At 71.9% G+C, this 19716-nt stretch carries 15 protein-coding genes; 5 read left to right on the top strand and 10 right to left on the bottom strand.

Annotation, left to right across the window (positions count from 1 at the left end):
• Positions 1-83 precede the first annotated feature (83 nt).
• The 4 genes from OO67_RS05675 to OO67_RS05660 form a co-directional block, all read right to left on the bottom strand.
• Positions 84-269, bottom strand: coding sequence for a hypothetical protein (locus OO67_RS05675; RefSeq protein ID WP_033297668.1), 186 nt, complete (start codon positions 267-269; stop codon positions 84-86).
• Positions 262-1938, bottom strand: coding sequence for a serine/threonine-protein kinase (locus OO67_RS05670; protein WP_033297665.1), 1677 nt, complete (start codon positions 1936-1938; stop codon positions 262-264). The genes OO67_RS05675 and OO67_RS05670 overlap by 8 nt, the downstream gene beginning before the upstream one ends.
• Before the next feature lie 117 nt (positions 1939-2055).
• On the bottom strand, positions 2056-4977 hold the full coding sequence (locus tag OO67_RS05665) for a protein kinase (protein WP_033297663.1): 2922 nt from the start codon (positions 4975-4977) through the stop codon (positions 2056-2058).
• Positions 4978-5175: 198 nt separating this feature from the next.
• On the bottom strand, positions 5176-7317 hold the full coding sequence (locus OO67_RS05660; RefSeq protein WP_033297661.1) for a serine/threonine-protein kinase: 2142 nt from the start codon (positions 7315-7317) through the stop codon (positions 5176-5178).
• 119 nt (positions 7318-7436) lie between these two features.
• Here OO67_RS05660 and OO67_RS05655 point away from each other — a divergent pair, with 119 nt between their 5' ends.
• Positions 7437-8558, top strand: coding sequence for a serine hydrolase domain-containing protein (locus OO67_RS05655; protein WP_033297655.1), 1122 nt, complete (start codon positions 7437-7439; stop codon positions 8556-8558).
• Positions 8559-8580: 22 nt separating this feature from the next.
• Here OO67_RS05655 and OO67_RS05650 read toward each other — a convergent pair whose 3' ends face one another.
• Complete coding sequence (locus OO67_RS05650) at positions 8581-10287, bottom strand: glycerol-3-phosphate dehydrogenase/oxidase (protein ID WP_033297653.1); 1707 nt, start codon at positions 10285-10287, stop codon at positions 8581-8583.
• 254 nt (positions 10288-10541) lie between these two features.
• Between OO67_RS05650 and OO67_RS05645 the strand changes: the two genes are divergently transcribed.
• Together OO67_RS05645 and OO67_RS05640 are read left to right on the top strand one after the other, a co-directional pair.
• Entirely contained in the window at positions 10542-11804 is a 1263-nt protein-coding gene (locus OO67_RS05645) for a nucleotide sugar dehydrogenase (protein WP_033297647.1), read from the top strand.
• Positions 11805-11918: 114 nt separating this feature from the next.
• Positions 11919-12572, top strand: coding sequence for a hypothetical protein (locus tag OO67_RS05640; RefSeq protein WP_033297646.1), 654 nt, complete (start codon positions 11919-11921; stop codon positions 12570-12572).
• Between the two features lie 66 nt (positions 12573-12638).
• On the opposite strand, the gene OO67_RS05635 is transcribed toward OO67_RS05640, so the two are convergent.
• The 4 genes from OO67_RS05635 to OO67_RS05620 all read right to left on the bottom strand — a co-directional run bounded on the left by OO67_RS05635 (position 12639) and on the right by OO67_RS05620 (position 17119).
• Positions 12639-13763: a GuaB3 family IMP dehydrogenase-related protein gene (locus tag OO67_RS05635; protein ID WP_033297645.1), complete on the bottom strand. Its 1125-nt coding sequence runs from the start codon at positions 13761-13763 to the stop codon at positions 12639-12641.
• A 104-nt stretch (positions 13764-13867) separates the two neighbouring features.
• Positions 13868-15370, bottom strand: a complete 1503-nt coding sequence (gene guaB, locus OO67_RS05630; RefSeq protein WP_033297644.1) for an IMP dehydrogenase — start codon at positions 15368-15370, stop codon at positions 13868-13870.
• Positions 15371-15505: 135 nt separating this feature from the next.
• Complete coding sequence (locus OO67_RS05625; protein WP_033297643.1) at positions 15506-16081, bottom strand: sigma-70 family RNA polymerase sigma factor; 576 nt, start codon at positions 16079-16081, stop codon at positions 15506-15508.
• A gap of 426 nt (positions 16082-16507) precedes the next feature.
• A complete protein-coding gene (locus OO67_RS05620) occupies positions 16508-17119 on the bottom strand; it encodes a response regulator transcription factor (RefSeq protein WP_003948568.1) in 612 nt (203 codons plus the stop codon).
• A gap of 434 nt (positions 17120-17553) precedes the next feature.
• Between OO67_RS05620 and OO67_RS05615 the strand changes: the two genes are divergently transcribed.
• Positions 17554-17883 carry a WhiB family transcriptional regulator gene (locus tag OO67_RS05615; protein ID WP_033297641.1) on the top strand — a complete coding sequence of 110 codons (330 nt, stop codon included), beginning with the start codon at positions 17554-17556 and terminating at the stop codon, positions 17881-17883.
• A 132-nt stretch (positions 17884-18015) separates the two neighbouring features.
• Here the strand turns inward: OO67_RS05615 and OO67_RS05610 are convergent, their stop codons facing one another.
• Entirely contained in the window at positions 18016-18906 is an 891-nt protein-coding gene (locus tag OO67_RS05610) for a LysR family transcriptional regulator (RefSeq protein WP_033297639.1), read from the bottom strand.
• An 82-nt stretch (positions 18907-18988) separates the two neighbouring features.
• Between OO67_RS05610 and OO67_RS05605 the strand changes: the two genes are divergently transcribed.
• Complete coding sequence (locus OO67_RS05605; protein ID WP_033297638.1) at positions 18989-19663, top strand: MOSC domain-containing protein; 675 nt, start codon at positions 18989-18991, stop codon at positions 19661-19663.
• Positions 19664-19716 lie beyond the last annotated feature (53 nt).

Here is a 19716-nt window from a genome sequence, read left to right as displayed (position 1 = left end):
GCACGCCCGGCCATGCAGCCAGTGATCACTGGCTACATAACCGCTGATCAGGGGCGATCCACCGTAGTTCTCGGGACCGGACGTCAGGAATCGTGAATCTTCAGCCGCTCGGCCACCTCGGCGTGAATTGCCTCGCCGTCCTCCGCCGCCGCCATGTCGTACGCGGTCCTGCCCTGGGGCCCGGTCTTCGTGAACCTGACGTTCGCGTCCTTCGTCCGCGTGGCGTCCTTGCCGCCCTCCTCGGAGGCGGACGAGTGCCCCTCAGCCACTCCGCGCCGGCGGCTCCCAGCTGCGCAGCATCGTCTCGAAACGCTTCAGGGTCTCGGCCCGGTCCTCCTCCGGCCCCGTCATGTAGAAGGCGTACTCCGGCCCGCCCGCCTCGGCGAAGTACATCTGGTCGATGCCGTGGCGCGGGCCCGGGAAGTCCTTGGACTCGACCCAGGTGAACTCCCAGCGGGAACCGGGGCGGTCGCGGAAGACGTTCTCCTCCAGCGTCAGACGTTCGTAGGCGGGCAGGCGCGCGGCCAGGTCCTTCTCGATGCTCTGCATGTGCGCGTACGAGTTGCCGAAGTCGGGCTGCGGATCGAGGCTGATCCGGAGGCGGTGAGCTCCGTTGTCCGGTGTGTAGTCGATCTGGCCGTTGTTCTCCTGCCGTTCCCAGCCCTCGGGGACCGCGAGGCTGAAGCCCTCGGGGTCGGTGACCCGCTTCCAGCCGTCGGGCAGGTCCTTCGGGGCGGGCTCGTCGCCCTTCCCCTCCGAGGCCCCGGCCTGGTCATCGACGGCCGAGGCCGAGGGCGCGGGAGCCGGACCCGCGGTACTCCGCCCCGTCGCACCCCCGGTCGTACCACCGCTGTCGCCCGCCGCCTTCATCGCGACCAGGCCCGCCGCCCCGCCGATCAGGGCGGCCACCGCCACGACCAGCAGGACGGTGCGCCACCGTCCCGGGCTGCGCCGGGTGGTGGGAGTCGAGGTGTACGGGGGTACGGACGGCGGGGGAAGGGGCCGGTCGAGGTGGGCGGTGGAACCGTCCGGCGCGAAGAAGGGGCGCAGGTCGTCCTCGGAGAGCCGCTGCGTCGGCACGTGTGCCTGCGCGGCCCGGGGCTTCCGCCCCTCCATCGCGTCCAGCAGCATGCGCTCCGTCTCCTGGGCCGTCGGACGGTCCGCGGGGTCCTTGCGCAGCAGCGCGGTGATCACCGGTGTCAGCGCGCCGCCGCGCAACGGCGGGGGCGGTTCCTCCGTGACGACGGCCTGCATCGTGGAGATGGGGGACGTACGGCGGAAGGGCGAGCTTCCCTCGACCGCCGAGTAGAGCGTGGCACCGAGCGACCAGAGGTCGGACGCGGGCCCCGGGTCGCCGCCGCGCACCCGCTCGGGCGCCAGGTAGTCGATGGAGCCGACCAGTTCACCGGTCCTGGTGATGGTGGAGTCGCCCTCGATGGCGGCGATCCCGAAGTCGGTCAGCAGGACCTGGCCGTCCCGGGCGAGCAGGACATTGGCCGGCTTCACGTCCCGGTGCAGGACACCGGCGTCGTGGGCGGCCCGCAGGGCGCTCAGCACATGGAGGCCGATCCTGGCCGCCTCGCGCGGCTCGACCTCGCCGGACTCCTTCGCCGCGTCGGCGAGCGAAGGACCGTCGACGTACTGCATGACGATCCAGGGCCGGTCGTCGTACTCGATGACGTCATGGACGGTGACGACCCCCGGGTGCGTGATCCGGGCCGCCGCGCGCGCCTCCTTCTGCGTGCGGGCGTGCAGCACGGCCCGGTCCGCCTCGGCGACGTACAGTCCGGCGGTCAACTCCTTGACGGCGACGGTCCGGTGGAGCACCTCGTCGTGGGCGCGCCACACCTTGCCCATGCCCCCGCGGCCCAGGACGTCACCGAGACGGTAACGTCCGGCCAGTACGATTCCCGCGTCCGTTCCCTGCGCGTGTTCCACGTGTGTCCTCGCCCCGTTCCTTGGGACGACAGGTTACGGAGGGAGGGCGCTCCCACGTAACCTCGCATCCCTCACGAGACCGCGCTGTGATGCTTGTCGCGCCCCGCTGTCGCCCCGTCAGGAGCTCACGCGGTAGGACGAGATGGCCTGGGCGTAGATCTCGGAGACCTTGTCCCGCTCGTTCTCCGGGCCGATGACCTGCACGATGTGGTACCTGCCGTCGACGATCAGGACCAGGTTCCGGACGTACACCTCACGACCGCCGCTCTCCTGCCAGGTGAACTGCCCCTCCGCCATGGCCTGTCGTCCGACGTCGACGCGGCGCAGGCCGGTGGAGGTGGCCCAGCTGGACTCGCGGAAGGGCTGCAACTCGGGTTCCGAGGTCCGCTGGTAGTCCAGCGGATCACTTCCGTTGGCCTTGACGGTGTCCCGTCCGGGCACGACGAGGACGCTGAACCCGTCGCTGCCGTAACGGACCTGACGGTCGGCGTTGGCGGGACTGCGCTGCCAGTCCTCCGGTACGCCGATCTCGAAGCCTTCAGCGTCCTTGCGCAGTTCGTAGCCCGGTGCGAGGGCGGCGGCCGAACGGCTGGTCTGCGGCCTCTGCGAACCGGAGGAGCCGGACGAAGCCGAGGGATCCGACGAACCGGAGGACGGGCTGTCCGCGGGCTCCGGAGCGGCCGGTGCGGCCGAGCCCGAGGGCTCGGCCCCTGCCCCTGTCTCCGACCCTTCCTTGGGCATGAAGAGCAGGGCGTAGGCGATGGCGGCCGCCATCGCCAGCAGGATCAGCACCAGCAGCAGCCGCCCCAGCCGCCGCGGCGCCCGGCCGCCGGGCTGCGGCTGCCGCAGTACCTTGGGCCCCTTGGGCTCGCGGGGGGCACGCGACGGCTTCTCGTACGTCTGCGGCTTCTCGTACGCCTGCTCGTACGCCGGCTGCCTCTCGCGGCGCTGCGGCTTCCCCTGACGGTGCCGGCCGTGCGCCGCGCCCCCGCGGCCCCAACGACGCCGGACCAGCTCGCCCCGGCGGCGTACGACCGGCAGGCGGGCGGCGTCGGCGGGCGGCATCGTGACGATGTCGGTGCCGGCCTCGGGCTCGGGTGCCGACCGCACGAGGGAGCGCAGCCAGCCGCGCAGCTCCTCGAAGTCGGGGCGCTCCGTGGGGTCCTGGCGCAGCAGCGACTCGACGACGGGACGCAGCGGGCCGCACTCCTCCGCGAAGGCGGGCGGTTCACCGCAGACCATCTGGACGAGTTCGGCGGCGTTCTCCTCCGGATACGGGGCGTGGCCCTGCACAGCGCGGTAGAGCAGGGCGCCGAGCGCCCACAGGTCGGTGGAGGGCCCGATGGGCGGGGCGAGCTGCCAGTTGTCGTGGACCGGGCCCGCCTGCTCGGGCGCCCACCGCTCGGTGACGGCTCCGACGACCGCGATCCGGGCCTGCCTCGCCCGCTCGGCGGCGAGGGGGGTGGCCGGGCCCCGGTAGGCGGGGGTGGTGCCGCCGCCGGCGACGACCTCGTCCCACCCCCCGGCGGGTGCGCGGGCGGCCACCGGCTGCGGCAGCCGGTCACGGCGCTCCACGGGTCCGCTGCCGAGACGCCGGGAGTCGGCGCGCAGCGCGTCCTCGCCGGATCCTCCCTGTCCTCCGGAGCCGCCGGCGGGCACGGGCCGGCCTGAGCCGGGGCCGTCGCCCCAGGTACCGGCGAGGTGGACGCGCCTGCCGGGCGGCCTGGGACCGCCGGGGTCCTCGTCGTCGTCCTCGTCGTCCTCGTCGTCGTACGGGTACGGGTCGCCCGGCGCTCCGCCCCAGGCACCGGTCAGTCGCGGGCCCCCGGGGGTGTCAGGAGCGGAGGACTCCTCACCGGGCTCCTCGCGCCGCTCCTCGCCCGGGCCGCCCTCGCGGTCGTGTTCCGCGCGCCTCTGCTCCTCGCCTGCGCGGGCCGCTGCGGCGCGGGCCCCCGCCCGGTAGGCAGCGATGGCCCCGGCACGGACGGCGCGCAGCTGCGCCGCGTTGCCGGCTCCGGGCTCGGCGGGCGGGGCGGGAGCGGGAGGCACGGGGGGTGCCACCTCGATCTCGGCACCGGAGCCGGGAGCCGGCACTCCGTCGGTGGACGCTCTGGGGGCGGGCAGCGCTTCCGGAGCGGAGAAGGATTCGGGAGCGCCGGGAGCTTCGGGAGCGTCGGGAGCTTCGGGAGCGAAGAAGGATTCCGAAGCGGCCGGAGGGGCCTCCGGCGCGTACGACGCCGAGGGGCGGTGGGGGCCGGATTCGGCGGACGGGAGTTCGTACGAGCCGGACCCGACCGCCGGCGGCTCGTACGGCCCGGACGCCGGCGGCTCGTACGGGCCGGCCTCCACGGCCGGGGGCCCGAAGGGCTCCGGTTCCGCGGCCGGCGGCTCGTACGGACCGGTGGGGCCCGATTCGACCGCCGGGGGCCCGTAGGTGTCCTCCTGGTCCGGCTGCGGCGCGGGAACGTATCCGCACAGCGCTTCCTCGGCCGCGCCCGCCGCGAGTCCGGTCAGCACGACGCGGCCGTCGTCGCAGACCAGCACCGTGCGGACCGTGATGTTGCGGTGCGTCCAGCCGTGCGCGTGCAGCACCCGCAGCGCCGTGAGCACGTCGGAGCCGATCTCGGCGGCCCGGTAGGGATTGAGGGGCCGCTCCGCGAGGAGCGCGGCGAGCGGCCGGGCCGCGACCAGCTCGCTCACTATCCAGAGCGATCCCGCCTCGGCGAACACGTCGAAGACCTGGTCCAGGCGCGGATGGTCGGGCACCTGGGCCGCGGCCTGCGCGGCCTCGATCGCCCGCCGGACCGCGGGGTCCGTGGACCTCCGCACCGTACGCCCGGTGGCACGCCTGGCCGACGGCAGGCCGTCGGCGTCGAGCACCTCCGCGTCCACGACCTCCGGCAACGGCACCTGCCGGACCAGGACTTCCTGGCCGCTGTACGTGTCGAATGCCCGCGTCTCGACCAGTTCGTACGCATCGGACGGGGGCAGCGGAAGGCGGTAGCGGTCGGCGAGCACCCGACCCGCATAGTCGTCCACGACGCCTCCCCAGAGCGCGCTGTCCCCCGGTCATCGAAACCGCATCAACCCGTCAATCACGGCCACTTGCCGTGCAATTGACCCGTCGTTCCGGCTGCGTACGATCCTTGGCCTCTCACCATACGTGGCACGTCGCGGCCGCGCGGCCGTGTCACGGCAACCCGGCCGCTCCATCGGCCGCCCGGCCGCCCGGCCGGCTCAGCCGGTCGGCTTGAACGTGGCGAAGGCCGTTTCACGCAGCGTCCTGCACTCCGCGTCGTCCCACGCGTCCGCCTTGCAGCTGATCATGATCGAGTAGCCGCGGCCGGCGTCGACCTTGAAGCCCCGGTTGAGGACCCGGACCCGCACGCCCTGCTGGGTGCGGGTGAACTGCCAGTCCGCGACGGTCGGGTAGCCGTTGTACTCGACCTTCTTGATGCCGATGTGCTTGTAGCCGTTACTGCTCCCGGCGACCGCCCCCATGAGGCCGCGCCATGCGGCGGCGGCGTCTTCCCCGGGGGAGCTGTTGTAGTCGACCTGGACGCGCGGGAAGCCACCGCCGTCGTTGTAGATGCCGCCCGAGTTGCTTCCCGCTATGGCGTTGCGCTTGAAGCTCTCCGGCATCCCCATCGTGAAGTGGAACCGCTCGTCGGCCACCTTCCTGTACCCGGCCGGCAGAGCGTCCGGGCCGGGGGCAGGCTTCTCGGTCTCCGGGGTGGGCGAGGGATCGGCGGACGCCTTGCCCTTGTCCTCGCCCGGGGCGTCCGTGCCGTCCTTGCCGTTCCCGTCGTCGGTGCCGGTGTCCTTGCCCTTGCCGGAGTCGCTGCCGGCGTCGTCCCCGGCCGTGGCACCGGCCGACGCGGCGGTGTCGCCCTTCGAGCCACCGCCTTCGTTGCCCGCGCCGTCGTCGCCGAGGGTGAGTGCCAGGACCGTGCCGAGGACGGCCAGCACGACCACACCGGCGATGACCGCCAGCGTGCGGCGCGGCACGACATCGGTGATGGACGCGCGGGTCGCGGCCGGGCGCCCGGGCGGCACGGCGGGTCCTGAGACCGATGCCGTCGCAGCCGGGGAGCCCTGCGCCTGCGAGGACGCCGCGGCACCGGCAGCGGCGGCCGCCGGAGCCTTCGCGTTGCGTACGGACCGCAGCGCGCCGCGCAGCCGGTCCCGGGTGCTCTCGGCGATCGCGGACACGCCGACCGGAGTGGTGGCGGACGAGGCCCCTGCCGAGGAGCCGGAAGCCTGAGCGGCTGCGACGGAGTCGCCGGTGGCCGGCTTCCCGGCGTCCACGGCTGCTCCGGACCCGCTGCCGTTGCCGGCCGGGGTGGCTGCCGCGGCGGCGGCAGCCGCGGCAGCGGCCTTCTTGGCACCGCCCTTGGCGTCGCTCCTGCCGCCTCTGCTGCCCTTGTCGCTCTTGTTGCTCTTGTTGCTCTTGACGCTCTCGGAGTCACCGATCGTGGGCAGCGCCATGACCTGGGTGGAGTCGGCCGGCGGTGCGACGGGCTTCTCCGGAGCGTTGATCACCCTCTTGAGCAGGACACGCGCCCCGGCGTCGTCCAGCCGCTGGTCGGGATCCCTGGCCAGCAGGCCGTAGATGACCTCCTCCAGCCCACCGGCGTTGGCCGGCGGTTCGACCGGCTCCGTCATCACGGCCGTCAGGGTGGCGATGGCCGAGCCCTTGTCGTACGGGGGGCGGCCCTCGACGCTCGCGTACAGCAGTCCGCCGAGCGACCACATGTCGGCGGGTGGTCCCGGCTTGTGGCCACGGGCCCGCTCGGGCGAGATGTAGGAGGGGGCACCCACGAGCATGCCTGTCGAGGTGACGGAGGGGTCGCCCTCGACCTGGGCGATGCCGAAGTCGGTCAGGACGACGCGGCCGTCCTCCGAGATCAGCACGTTGGAGGGCTTCACATCGCGGTGCAGGATGCCCTCGCGGTGCGCCGAGCGCAGCACGTCGAGGATGGCGAGGCCGACCTCCGCGGCGCGCCTCGGCGTCAGCGTCCCGTCCTCACGGATCACCTCGGCGAGGGACTTGCCCTCGATCAGCTCCATGACGATCCACGGCCGGTCGTCCTCGTCGACCACGTCGTAGACCGTCACCGCGCTGGTGTTGCGGATCCTCGCGATGGCCTTCGCCTCACGCAGGGTCCGCGTGATCAGACGCCGCTTCTCGTCCTCGTCGATGGACGACGGGAACCGCAGTTCCTTGACCGCGACCGTACGCCCCAACGTCTCGTCGGCAGCACGCCAGACCGTGCCCATGCCGCCCCGGCCGAGCACCTCCCCGAGGCGGTACCGCCCCGCGAGGAGACGTCCGTCCTTGTCCCGTTGGGGCTCCCGTGCCTGCTCCGCCTCCGACATGCGTCCCCTCTGCGATCAACCCGCCCTGGCAGAGCGTTCATTGTCCCTCACCCCGGGACCGGTCATGGTGCCGGGTCCGAGGTCGGCCATGATGTGGCCCGAGGAAGGAACCCCCTGCCATGCCGATATTCAGGGCGCTGTTCGCCGCCCCACTGGTGCTGACTCTGCTCGCCGTGGGAACCGCGAGCCTGCCAAGCGAACCACACCTCACGCCCGCATCCTCCTACCTCCCCCGGTTCGTCGTCGAGGGCGGAGCCCCGGCGGCCGCCTTTCTGGCACACCGCAACACCCCCGGCGGCGAGGAGACGTACGGCTCCGCGGGCTCCGGTATCGGGGCCGCCGACCACTTCCGGGCAGGCAGCATCACCAAGACGTTCGTGGCGACGGTGGTCCTCCAACTCGTCCGGGAGGGCAGGCTCCGGCTGGAGGACGGCGTCGACGCATACCTTCCGGGGGTCGTGCGCGGCCACGGCCACGACGGCTCCGCCATCACCCTGCGGGCGCTGCTGACCCACACCAGCGGCCTCTACGACTACGCGGCGGCCCTGCCCGCCACCGACCCGTCGCTCACGGGCGCCGCCGGCCCTTCCGCGCAGCCGCTCACCCCCGCCGCCGCGGTCCGGGTGGCGATGGCCCGCCCTCCGGTGACGGCGATCGGTTCGTACACGTACTCCAACACCAACTACGTCCTGCTCGGCATGGTCGTCCAGCGCGTCACCGGCCGCCCCTACGCCGCCGAGATACGGCACCGCGTCCTCATCCCCCTCCGGCTCACCGGCACCTCGCTCCCCGGCGACCGCACCACCCTCCCCTCCCCGCACTCCCGCGGCTACCACCGCTCTCCCGCGGACGGCGCACTGCGTGAGGTCACGGCCGCCGACCCGCGGATCGCGGGAGCGGCGGGAGAGCTGGTCTCCACACTGGCCGACCTGGACCGCTTCTACGCGGCGCTGCTGGACGGCAGGCTGCTGCCGCCCGCCCAGCTGGCCACGCTCCTCGACACCCGTGCCGCCGGCGGTTCGTACGGCATGGGGATCTATCCGCAGGAACTCTCCTGCGGTACCACCGTCTGGGGCCACAGCGGCCACATCACCGGCAGTTACGTCCGGACCGCCGCGACCCGCGACGGCCGTCACGTCCTCACCTTCCGGGTCAACACCGACACCCCGCCCGGCGACGGACTCGAAGCGGGCCTGCTGGAGGCGGAGTTCTGCCCGCAGGCCCGCTCCGAGGTTTCCTGAGGGCCCGGATCCGGGTGCGACCTCAGCGAGGCACGATGTCCGGCGCCCCCAGCCGAGCCGCGTCCGCTGTCTGGTCGTCCGGCTGCCGCTGCGACTCCCGTTCCGCCTCCACCCGCTTGCGGTAGTGCTCCACCTCGCGCTCGACCTGGTCCGTGTCCCAGCCGAGCACCGGTGCCATCAGGTCAGCGCATTCACGCGCACAGCGCGTGCCCCGGTCGAAGGTCTCGATGGAGATCCGGGTGCGCCGGGTCAGGACGTCGTCGAGGTGCCGGGCGCCCTCGTGCGAGGCCGCGTAGACGACTTCGGCCCGCAGATAGTCCTCGGCGCCCGCCAGCGGCTCGCCCAGCGAGGAGTCGCCCCGCACGAGCTCCAGGAGCTCCTCGGTCATCGAGCCGTACCGGTTGAGCAGGTGTTCCACCCGGACGACGTGCAGTCCGGTGCGGGCGGCCATCCTGGCGCGGGCGTTCCACAGGGCGCGGTACCCCTCGGCGCCCAGCAGCGGGATGTCCTCCGTGACGCACTCCGCCACCCGCTGGTCCAGGGCGTGCACCGCCTCGTCGACGGCGTCCTTCGCCATGACGCGGTACGTCGTGTACTTGCCGCCCGCCACGACGACCAGCCCGGGGGCCGGGTGCGCCACCGTGTGCTCGCGCGAGAGCTTGCTCGTGGCGTCCGACTCGCCGGCGAGCAGGGGACGGAGCCCGGCGTAGACGCCCTCGACGTCGTCCCTGCCCAGCGGGGTGTTCAGCACGGAGTTCACGTGTTCGAGCAGATAGTCGATGTCGGCGCTCGAAGCGGCGGGATGGGCCTTGTCGAGGTCCCAGTCGGTGTCGGTCGTGCCGATGATCCAGTGCCGTCCCCACGGGATCACGAAGAGCACGGACTTCTCGGTCCGCAGGATGAGCCCGGTCGAGGAGTGGATGCGGTCCTTGGGCACGACGAGGTGGATTCCCTTCGACGCCCGGACGTGGAACTGTCCGCGCTCGCCGATCAGCGCCTGGGTGTCGTCCGTCCACACCCCGGTCGCGTTGACCACCTGCTTGGCCCTGATCTCGTACTCCTCGCCGCCCTCGACGTCCTGGACCCGCGCGCCGACGACCCGCTCGCCCTCCCTCAGGAAGCCGGTCACCCGCGCCCGGTTGGCCACGTGCGCGCCGTAGCCCGCCGCGGTGCGCACCAGGGTGGCCACGTAGCGCGCGTCGTCCATGGAGGCGTCGTAGTACTGCAGGGCTCCGACCAGGGCGTCCTTCTTGAGCGCGGGGGCGATCCGCAGGGCGTGACGGCGGGAGAGGTGCCGGTGCGTGGGCAGCCCACGGCCGTGGCCCGAGGAGACCGACATCGCGTCGTACAGCGCGACGCCGGAGCCGGCGTACAGCCGCTCCCATCCCTTGTGCTGCAGGGGGTAGAGGAAGGGAACGGGCTTCACCAGGTGCGGTGCCAGCCGCTCGAGCAGCAGCCCGCGCTCCTTCAGCGCCTCCCGTACGAGCGCGAAGTCCAGCATCTCCAGATAGCGCAGCCCTCCGTGGATCAGCTTGCTCGACCGGCTGGACGTGCCGGACGCCCAGTCGCGCGCCTCGACCAGTCCGGTGGAGAGTCCTCTGGTGGCCGCGTCCAGCACGGTCCCGGCGCCGACCACGCCCGCTCCCACGACCAGCACGTCCAGTTCGCGCTCGGCCATCGCGGTCAGCGCTTCGGTGCGCTCCGCGGGTCCCAGTGTCGCTGTCCTCACTGCTGCCTCCCGGTAATCCCGGTGCATCGGGGTGGTACGGCACGGGAGCGGGGACCGGCCGGGGGGCCGGGCACCCGTGCCCACCTCTCGATTCTGTCCGCGCTCCGCGACTTCAGCCACCGCCTGTGGACAACACCCGCCCCACACGAGTCACAGAATGCGACATATAGGTCATATTTACGCCTAGTCTGACATAGCGCTGTCCCCAGCAGTTGCACTTTCTGTCTCTTGGTCTTAGGGAAAGGACGGCCCACATGCCCGCAGACCTCGCCGTCATCGGACTCGGTCACCTCGGCCTGCCCCTCGCCCAAGCAGCCGTCGGTGTGGGGATCCACACCGTCGGCTACGACACCGACCCACACCCCTTCGCCGAACTCTCCGCGGGCCGTACTCCGGTCGAGGGATCTCTCAGCGCCTCCGACATCCGGCGGATGGTCGCGGGAGGCTTCCGGCCCACCGCCGACCCCGCCGAGCTGGGCCGGGTGCGCACCGCCGCGATCTGTGCCCCCACCCCGCTCGGACCGGACCGGACCCTCGACCTCGGAGCCGTGACCGACGCGGCCCGGGCGCTCGCCGCCCGGCTGCGGCCGCACACCACCGTGCTGGTGGAATCAGCCGTGCCGCCCGGCACCACCGAGAACGTCGTGCGCCCCCTCCTGGAGGAGGGCTCCGGGCTGCGCGCCGGACGGGACTTCCACCTCGCCCACTCCCCCGGCCGCCTCGACCCCGGCAACCGCACCCACGTGTACGGCAACACGCCGAAGGTCATCGGCGGCCTCACCCCCGCCTGCACCGAATCCGCCGCCGCCTTCTACGGGCGGCTCACCGACAAGGTCGTCCGGGCACGCGGACCGCGTGAGGCGGAGATGACGAAGGTTCTGGAAACCAACTTCCGGCACGTCAACATCGCCCTGGTCAACGAGATGGCGGTGCTCTGCCACGATCTCGGCGTCGACCTCTGGGACGTCATCAGGTGTGCCGAGACCAAACCGTTCGGCTTCGAGCCGTTCCGCCCCGGACCCGGTGTCGGCGGCCACGGCGCGCCCGTGGACCCCGGCTGCTTCCCGTACAACAGCCGCACGCCCGGGCACCCGTTGCGCATGGTCTCGCTGGCCAAGGAGATCAACGACCGGATGCCGAGCTATGTGATCCAGCGCTGCGCGACGCTGCTGAACGAGCACGGCAAGTCCGTCCGGGGGGCCAGGGTCCTGCTGCTCGGTGTCACCTACAAACCGGACCTCGCCGACCAGGAGGCCTCGCCCGCCCGCGAGATCGCGACCCGGCTGGCGGACATGGGCGCCCAGGTCGGATACCACGACCCGCACGTCCTGGACTGGCGGGTGCGCGACGTCCCCGTCCCGCGCGCCGATTCCCTCTACGAGGCCGCGGCCGGGGCCGACCTGACGGTGCTGCTCCAGCACCACCGCACGTACGACCTCCAAGGCCTCGCGGTGAAGGCCCAGCTCCTCCTGGACACCCGGGGCGCCACCCCGGCGGGGGCCGCCCACCGGCTGTAGCGCGCCTCTGACCGGGATCCGTACGGATTGTGGTGGGCCATGTCGGCGCGGGCTGCTAGCCTGCGGCGTCACTTCTCGCACATCAGTGCGCACCGTCCCAGGGGGAACACCACCATGAGCCAGCCCGTGCAGCCGCCGAACCCGCCGCAGCAGCCCTACGGCGGCCAGCCGGCCGACGGCAACCCGTACGCGAACCAGCAGGCGGGGAACCCGTACGCGGGGCAGCAGGGGCAGCAGCCGGGCAACCCGTACGCGGGCCAGCAGCAGGGCGCACCGACCGGCAACCCCTTCGCGGGACAGCAGGGTCCGCAGGGTCAGCAGCCGGGTCAATTCGGCGGATCCCCGTTCCCGCCCGCCCCGCCGGCCGCCCGCAACCAGGTCGGTCTCGGTGTGCTGGCCGGGCTGGGCGCCGCGATCGTGGCCGCCATCCTCTACGGCGTCCTCGCCGGATCCATCGAGCGTGAGGTCGGCTACGCGGCCATCGGTGTCGGCTTCCTGGTCGGTTTCGCCGCGAGCAAGGTCGGCGGCGCCAACCCCGCCGTCCTCGGCTCCGCCGCCGTGTTCTCCCTGGCCGCAGTCTTCCTCGGCCAGCTCGTCGGCATGTCGATGATCCTCGCGGACGGCCTGGGGGTCGGCTTCTCCGAGGTCTTCTTCGACCACTTCGGCGACGTCATCGACATCTGGAAGGAGGAGGCCGACTTCATGACGTACCTCTTCCTCCTCCTCGGTCCGGTCGCCGCCTTCGGTGGCGCCAGGCGGGCCGGCTGACACCTCACGCACGCACGACGGCCCGGACCAGGGAAAGGTCCGGGCCGTCGTGCGTGCCGAGCGGGATCAGCGGCTGTGCTGCGAGTCAGCCACCGTCACCTCGACGCGCTGGAACTCCTTGAGGTCGCTGTAGCCCGTGGTGGCCATCGCCCGGCGCAGCGCGCCGAAGATGTTCATCGAGCCGTCGGGGCTGTGCGAGGGGCCGGTCAGGACCTCCTCGGTCGTACCGACGGAGCCCAGGTCGACCAGCTTGCCGCGCGGCACGTCCTCGTGGACGGCCTCCATGCCCCAGTGCCGGCCCCGGCCGGGCGCGTCCGTGGCACGGGCCAGCGGGGAGCCCATCATCACGGCGTCCGCACCGCAGGCGATGGCCTTGGGCAGGTCGCCGGACCAGCCGACGCCTCCGTCCGCGATGACGTGCACGTACCGGCCGCCGGACTCGTCCATGTAGTCGCGGCGGGCCCCGGCCACATCGGCGACCGCGGTCGCCATCGGGACCTGGATGCCGAAGACGTTGCGCGTGGTGTGCGCGGCGCCGCCGCCGAAGCCGACGAGGACACCGGCCGCGCCCGTGCGCATCAGGTGGAGGGCGGCGGTGTACGTGGCGCAGCCGCCGACGATGACCGGGACGTCCAGCTCGTAGATGAACTGCTTCAGGTTGAGCGGCTCGGCCGCGCTGGAGACGTGCTCCGCGGAGACCGTCGTACCGCGGATGACGAAGATGTCCACACCCGCGTCGACGACGGCCTTGGAGAACTGCGCGGTCCGCTGCGGGGACAGCGCGGCGGCGGTGACGACACCGGAGTCGCGCACCTCCTTGAGGCGCTGCCCGATCAGCTCCTCCTGGATGGGGGCGGAGTAGATCTCCTGGAGCCGCGGGGTGGCGGCCTCGACGGGCATCTCGGCGATCTCGTCGAGGAGCGACTGCGGGTCGGCGTGCCGGGTCCACAGCCCCTCGAGGTTGAGGACGCCGAGGCCGCCCAGCTCACCGATGCGGATGGCGGTCTGCGGGGAGACCACCGAGTCCATGGGGGCGGCCAGGAAGGGCAGCTCGAAACGGTAGGCGTCGATCTGCCAGGCGATCGAGACCTCCTTCGGGTCACGGGTGCGCCGGCTCGGCACGACAGCGATGTCGTCGAACGCGTATGCCCGCCGACCGCGCTTGCCGCGCCCGATCTCGATCTCAGTCACGATGGTGTGGCCTTTCCTCTACGTCTGCGCTGACCAGTATCCCCGACACGCACATGAGGGGCGGTCCCGGGAACCCCGGTCCGCCCCTCACCTGCGCTGATGCGTTACTTCCTGCTGTAGTTCGGCGCTTCCACCGTCATCTGGATGTCGTGCGGGTGGCTCTCCTTGAGGCCCGCCGACGTGATCCGGACGAAGCGGCCCTTGCTCTCCATCTCGTCGACGGACACGGCGCCGACGTAGCCCATGGTCTGGCGGAGGCCGCCGACCAGCTGGTGGAGGACGTTGGCCAGCGGGCCGCGGTAGGGCACCTGGCCCTCGATGCCCTCGGGGACGAGCTTGTCGTCCGAGGACACCTCGGCCTGGAAATAGCGGTCCTTGGAGTACGACCGCCCCTGTCCGCGGGACTGCATGGCGCCCAGCGAGCCCATGCCGCGGTACGACTTGAACTGCTTGCCGTTGATGAACATCAGCTCGCCCGGGGACTCCTCACAGCCCGCGAGGAGGCTGCCCAGCATCACGCTGTCCGCCCCGGCGGCGAGCGCCTTGCCGATGTCGCCGGAGTACTGGAGACCGCCGTCGCCGATGACGGGAACACCCGCGGCGCGTGCGGCGAGCGCGGCTTCGTAGATAGCGGTGACCTGCGGGACCCCGATACCGGCGACCACGCGGGTGGTACAGATCGAGCCGGGACCGACGCCGACCTTCACGCCGTCGACGCCGGCGTCGATGAGCGCCTGGGCGCCGTCCCGGGTGGCGACGTTGCCGCCGATGACGTCGATGCCGACGCTCGACTTGATCTTCGCCATCCAGTCGAGGGCGTTGCTGTTGTGTCCGTGCGAGGTGTCGACGATCAGGAAGTCGACCCCCGCGGAGGCGAGCGCCTGCGCACGGTCCAGCGCCTCGGGGCTGGCACCGACGGCCGCGCCGACCAGCAGACGGCCTTCGGCGTCCTTGGCGGCGTTCGGGTACTGCTCGGCCTTCTTGAAGTCCTTGACCGTGATGAGGCCCTTGAGGATCCCGGCGTCGTCGACCAGCGGCAGCTTCTCGATCTTGTGGCGGCGCAGCAGCTCCATGGCCTCGACGCCGGAGATGCCGACCCGCCCGGTGACGAGCGGCATCGGCGTCATGACCTCGCGCACCTGGCGCGACCGGTCCGACTCGAAGGCCATGTCACGGTTGGTCACGATGCCGAGGAGCTTGCCGGCGGGGTCGGTGACCGGCACCCCGCTGATGCGGAACTTCGCGCAGAGCGCGTCCGCCTCGCCCAGTGTGGCGTCGGGGTTCACGGTGATCGGGTCGGTGACCATCCCCGACTCGGACCGCTTGACCAGGTCGACCTGGTTCACCTGGTCCTCGATCGAGAGGTTGCGGTGCAGCACGCCGACGCCGCCCTGACGGGCCATGGCGATGGCCATCCGGGCCTCGGTCACCTTGTCCATGGCCGCCGACAACAGGGGGATGTTCACCCGTACGTTGCGCGAGATGAGGGACGAGGTGTCGACCGCGTTGGGCAGGACCTCGGACGCGCCCGGCAGCAGCAGCACGTCGTCGTATGTCAGCCCGAGCCGCGCGAACTTCTCGGGCACTCCGTCGACGTTTGCAGTCATGACACCTTCCCCAAATGGCCTTGATCGGTGCGGATGTCCATGCTAACGGCCTCGCGGGGTGTCTCATTCCACGATCAAGATCACCTAGCGGTTATGTGGCTTCCTCCACACCGTGGAAGCCACCGGAACCGCCCTCTACTGACCCGCGAGGGCCCTCAGCCTGCTCAGTGCACGGTGCTGGGCGACCCGGACGGCACCCGGGGACATTCCGAGCATCTGCCCGGTCTCCTCGGCGGTCAGCCCGACCGCGACCCGGAGGACCAGCAGCTCGCGCTGGTTCTCCGGCAGATTGGCGAGAAGCTTCTTGGCCCAGGCCGCGTCGCTGCTGAGCAGCGCCCGCTCCTCCGGACCGAGCGAGTCGTCGGGCCGCTCCGGCATCTCGTCCGAGGGCACGGCCGTCGATCCGGGGTGCCGCATCGCGGCGCGCTGGAGGTCGGCGACCTTGTGACCCGCGATGGCGAAGACGAAGGCCTCGAAGGGTCTGCCGGTGTCCTTGTACCGCGGCAGCGCCATCAGCACCGCGACACAGACCTCCTGTGCGAGGTCCTCCACGAAGTGACGGGCATCACCGGGCAGCCGGTTCAGCCGGGTCCTGCAGTAGCGAAGGGCGAGGGGGTGCACGTGGGCGAGCAGGTCGTGGGTGGCCTGCGCGTCCCCGTCGACGGCACGGTGCACCAGTGCACCGATCACCGTCGTCCCGTCCTCGCGCATCGGACCATGGTGCCTTGACGCCGTCCGATCGGACGCATCGCGTCCCGAGTTGTGCACCGAAGCGTTATCAGCGGGGGCCACGGCCCCGCCGGCGGGCACGTCGGAGCGGTCGGCACGCACGCCGGCGTCACGTGCGCCGGCGCACGGCTCGGCAGGCGCGTCAGGCCGCGCGGGTCGTACGTCGTCGGTGTTGCGAGCGAGTGCTCCAGCGTTCTGAGCGGGTGCGCCGGATGTCATGCCCTGCGCCCTCCCCTTCCGCTCGACCGAATGTTCCCCGAGGAACTCCACAACCCCAAGGATGCGGCATCGGCCAGGAAGCGTCACATAGCGCTGGTGAGGGAGGGCCCGGCCGCAGGTCCGCCGCCACCGTCGCCCCGTCCGCCGGCGTGCGGACGGGATCGCACGGCTACCGGCCGCGCCGCGACATCAGCGGACCAGACCCCAGCGGAATCCGAGCGCGACGGCGTGCGCCCGGTCCGAGGCTCCGAGCTTCTTGAACAGACGCCTCGCGTGCGTCTTCACCGTGTCCTCGGAGAGGAACAGCTCGCGCCCGATCTCCGCGTTGGAGCGGCCGTGGCTCATGCCTTCGAGCACCTGGATCTCCCGCGCGGTGAGCGTCGGCGCGGCGCCCATCTCCGCGGAGCGCAGCCGGCGCGGGGCCAGCCGCCACGTCGGATCGGCGAGCGCCTGCGTCACGGTCGCGCGCAGTTCGGCACGCGACGCGTCCTTGTGCAGATAGCCGCGGGCGCCGGCGGCGACCGCGAGCGCGACGCCGTCCAGGTCCTCGGCGACGGTCAGCATGATGATCCGTGCTCCGGGGTCCGCCGAGAGCAGCCGCCGGACCGTCTCCACACCCCCCAGGCCGGGCATGCGTACGTCCATCAGAATCAGATCCGAACGGTCGGCCCCCCAGCGGCGGAGCACTTCCTCGCCGTTGGCCGCAGTCGTCACCCGCTCGACACCGGGCACGGTCGCAACCGCGCGGCGGAGCGCTTCTCGGGCAAGCGGGGAGTCGTCGCAGACGAGGACGGATGTCATGACCGTCCTCCGCAGCTGATGCGCGTCACCTTGAGCCTCCAGGCTGATACAAGTCGTCACCTGTGCGGTTGACCCCCTCGGACATCTGCCCGAGCTCGTTCTCCGTCAACCGCCTCCCCCTCATCAACGACGGTCACTCGAAAGAGTTACGGGCCGTAGTGCCCGGTTCGGCACTCTAAGTGAGGGGTCGTGCACAGAGAAGTGCGACACGGGATCATTCACGCGTCAACCGATCCCCCTGTGCGGCGGCCTGCCCCATTTAGCGGGTTTTCTTCACTTTTGCTGGCGTCTGAGGCTAGATTCGCAATCAGTCATATTTACATCTACTAACACCGTAGATGTACGGTCGGGACTCCGGTCATCGACAAGCACCAGACGAACGACAACGGTCGAGGATCCGTTTCCGAACCAGCAAGGTTTCGAGGGGACACGCAATGGCAGATTTCTCCCGCCTTCCCGGACCCAACGCGGACCTGTGGGACTGGCAGCTGCTGGCCGCCTGCCGCGGGGTCGACAGCTCGCTGTTCTTCCATCCCGAAGGGGAGCGCGGAGCAGCCCGGAGTGCCCGTGAGACCTCGGCGAAGGAGGTCTGCATGCGCTGCCCGGTACGCGCCGAGTGCGCAGCGCACGCGCTCGCGGTACGGGAGCCCTACGGCGTATGGGGCGGCCTGACCGAGGACGAGCGCGAGGAGCTCATGGGGCGCGCCCGCAATCGCCTGATCTCCGCAAACACAGGACCGGCCCCGGATGCCGGCCACACCTGACGGTCCGCACGGCCCATCGAACGCAAAAACGTTTCTTCACACCCGGCACATCCGCCGCCGGAGGATCGGCCCCCCGGGTGCGGCGGGCCGGGCCGTCCGGGCGCGGCCGGACCGCCCCGGGCATGCGGCCGTTCAGCGTGCGGCTGCCAGGGACAGCTGGTCGAGAGTCGCCGCCACCGCCGGCACCCGGGCGAGGTCGGGCAGGGTGAGGGCGACGATCTCACGCTCCACGGCCGGCTCCACCGCCACCGTGCGCGCCCCCTTGGGCCGTACCGACTCGAGGGCCAGCTCGGGCAGGACGGCGACGCCGAGGCCCGCTCCCACGAGGCCGATCACCGCCGGGTAGTCATCCGTGGCGAAGTCGATGCGAGGGGTGAACCCCGACTCCTCGCACACCTCCACCAGCTGGCGCCTGCAGCGCGGGCAGCCGGCGATCCACGGCTCGTCGGCCAGCTCCCCGATGGTCACCGCGTCCGTCCCCGCCAGCCGGTGCCCCTCGGGGACCAGGCCGACGAGCCGGTCCCTGAGCAGGGGGCGCACCACCAGGTCGTCCCATTCGCCGCCGGTCGCCCCGTAGCGGAAGGCCAGCGCGATGTCGCAGTCGCCGTCGCGCAGCATCTCCACCGAGCGCGGCGGTTCCGCCTCGACCAGCGAGACCTGGGTGCCGGGGTGCGCGGCGCGCAGCGCGGCGAGGGCCCCGGGGACCAGGCTGGAGCTCCCGCTCGGGAACGACACGAGCCGGACCCGCCCGGCCCGCAGCCCCGCGATCGCGGCGACCTCCTCCTCCGCGGCGGTCAGCCCCGCGAGGATGCCCGACGCATGGCGCACCAGCGCCTCCCCCGCCTGGGTCAGCCGCATCTCACGCCCCGTACGGATGAGCAGCGGCGTGCCCGCGGAGCTCTCCAGGGCCTTCATCTGCTGGCTGACGGCCGGTTGCGTACAGCCGAGTTCACGCGCGGCGGCGGAGAACGAGCCGGTGGCGGCCACGGCGCGCAGGACACGGAGATGACGGGCTTCGATCACCCCTCGACCATAAGCGACTCTTGCAGTGGTAGGCGAATAATCATGAGCACCTTTGAGCGCAGCACGGCTAGCCTGTCCCGTTATGAAGGTGCTCACCGTGAATCTCGGCCGTCCCACACCCTCCCCTCACTCGGACGGGGCCGACGGCCTCACCGGGATCGGCAAGCTTCCGTCCGACGCCCCCGTGCGGGTCGCCGACCCCGGCCCCCGGGGCAGCGGCGGGAGCGGCCTGGCAGGCGACGCGGTGTGCGACCTCCGGCACCACGGCGGTACGGACCAGGCCGTGTACGCGTACGCCCGCGAGGAGCTCGACGCCTGGGAGAAGCAGCTCGGCCGTCCCCTGCCCAACGGCGCGTTCGGCGAGAACCTGACGACCCTCGGGCTCCCCGTGAGCCATGCCCGGATCGGGGAGCGCTGGCGGATCGGCGACGAACTGGTGCTGGAGGTGACGTCGGGCCGCATTCCGTGCCGTACGTTCGCGGGCCACCTGGGCGAGCGGGGCTGGGTGAAGCGGTTCACACGCGAGGGGGTCACGGGTGCCTATCTCCGCGTGATCGAGCCGGGGACGATCCGTTCGGGGGACCCGGTCGAGGTGGTGCACGTGCCCGGCCACGAGATCACCGTCGCCCTGGAGTTCCGGGCGACGACCACGGAGCGGGAGTTGCTGCCCAGCCTGCTCGAAGCCGGTGACGCGCTGCACACGGAAACGCTGCGGGCGGCGCGGGCGTACGTGGCGAAACAGAGCTCCGCGGTCTGAGGGCCACTCGTTCGGATCATGCTGGGCTCGCGTGCCCTGGCACGCTCCGCCCG

This window comes from Streptomyces atroolivaceus (genome assembly GCF_000717025.1).
GTDB classification, from domain to species: Bacteria; Actinomycetota; Actinomycetes; order Streptomycetales; family Streptomycetaceae; genus Streptomyces; species Streptomyces atroolivaceus.
Note: the sequence above shows the minus strand (reverse complement) of the source record. Positions and strands in the feature narration are given on the sequence as shown.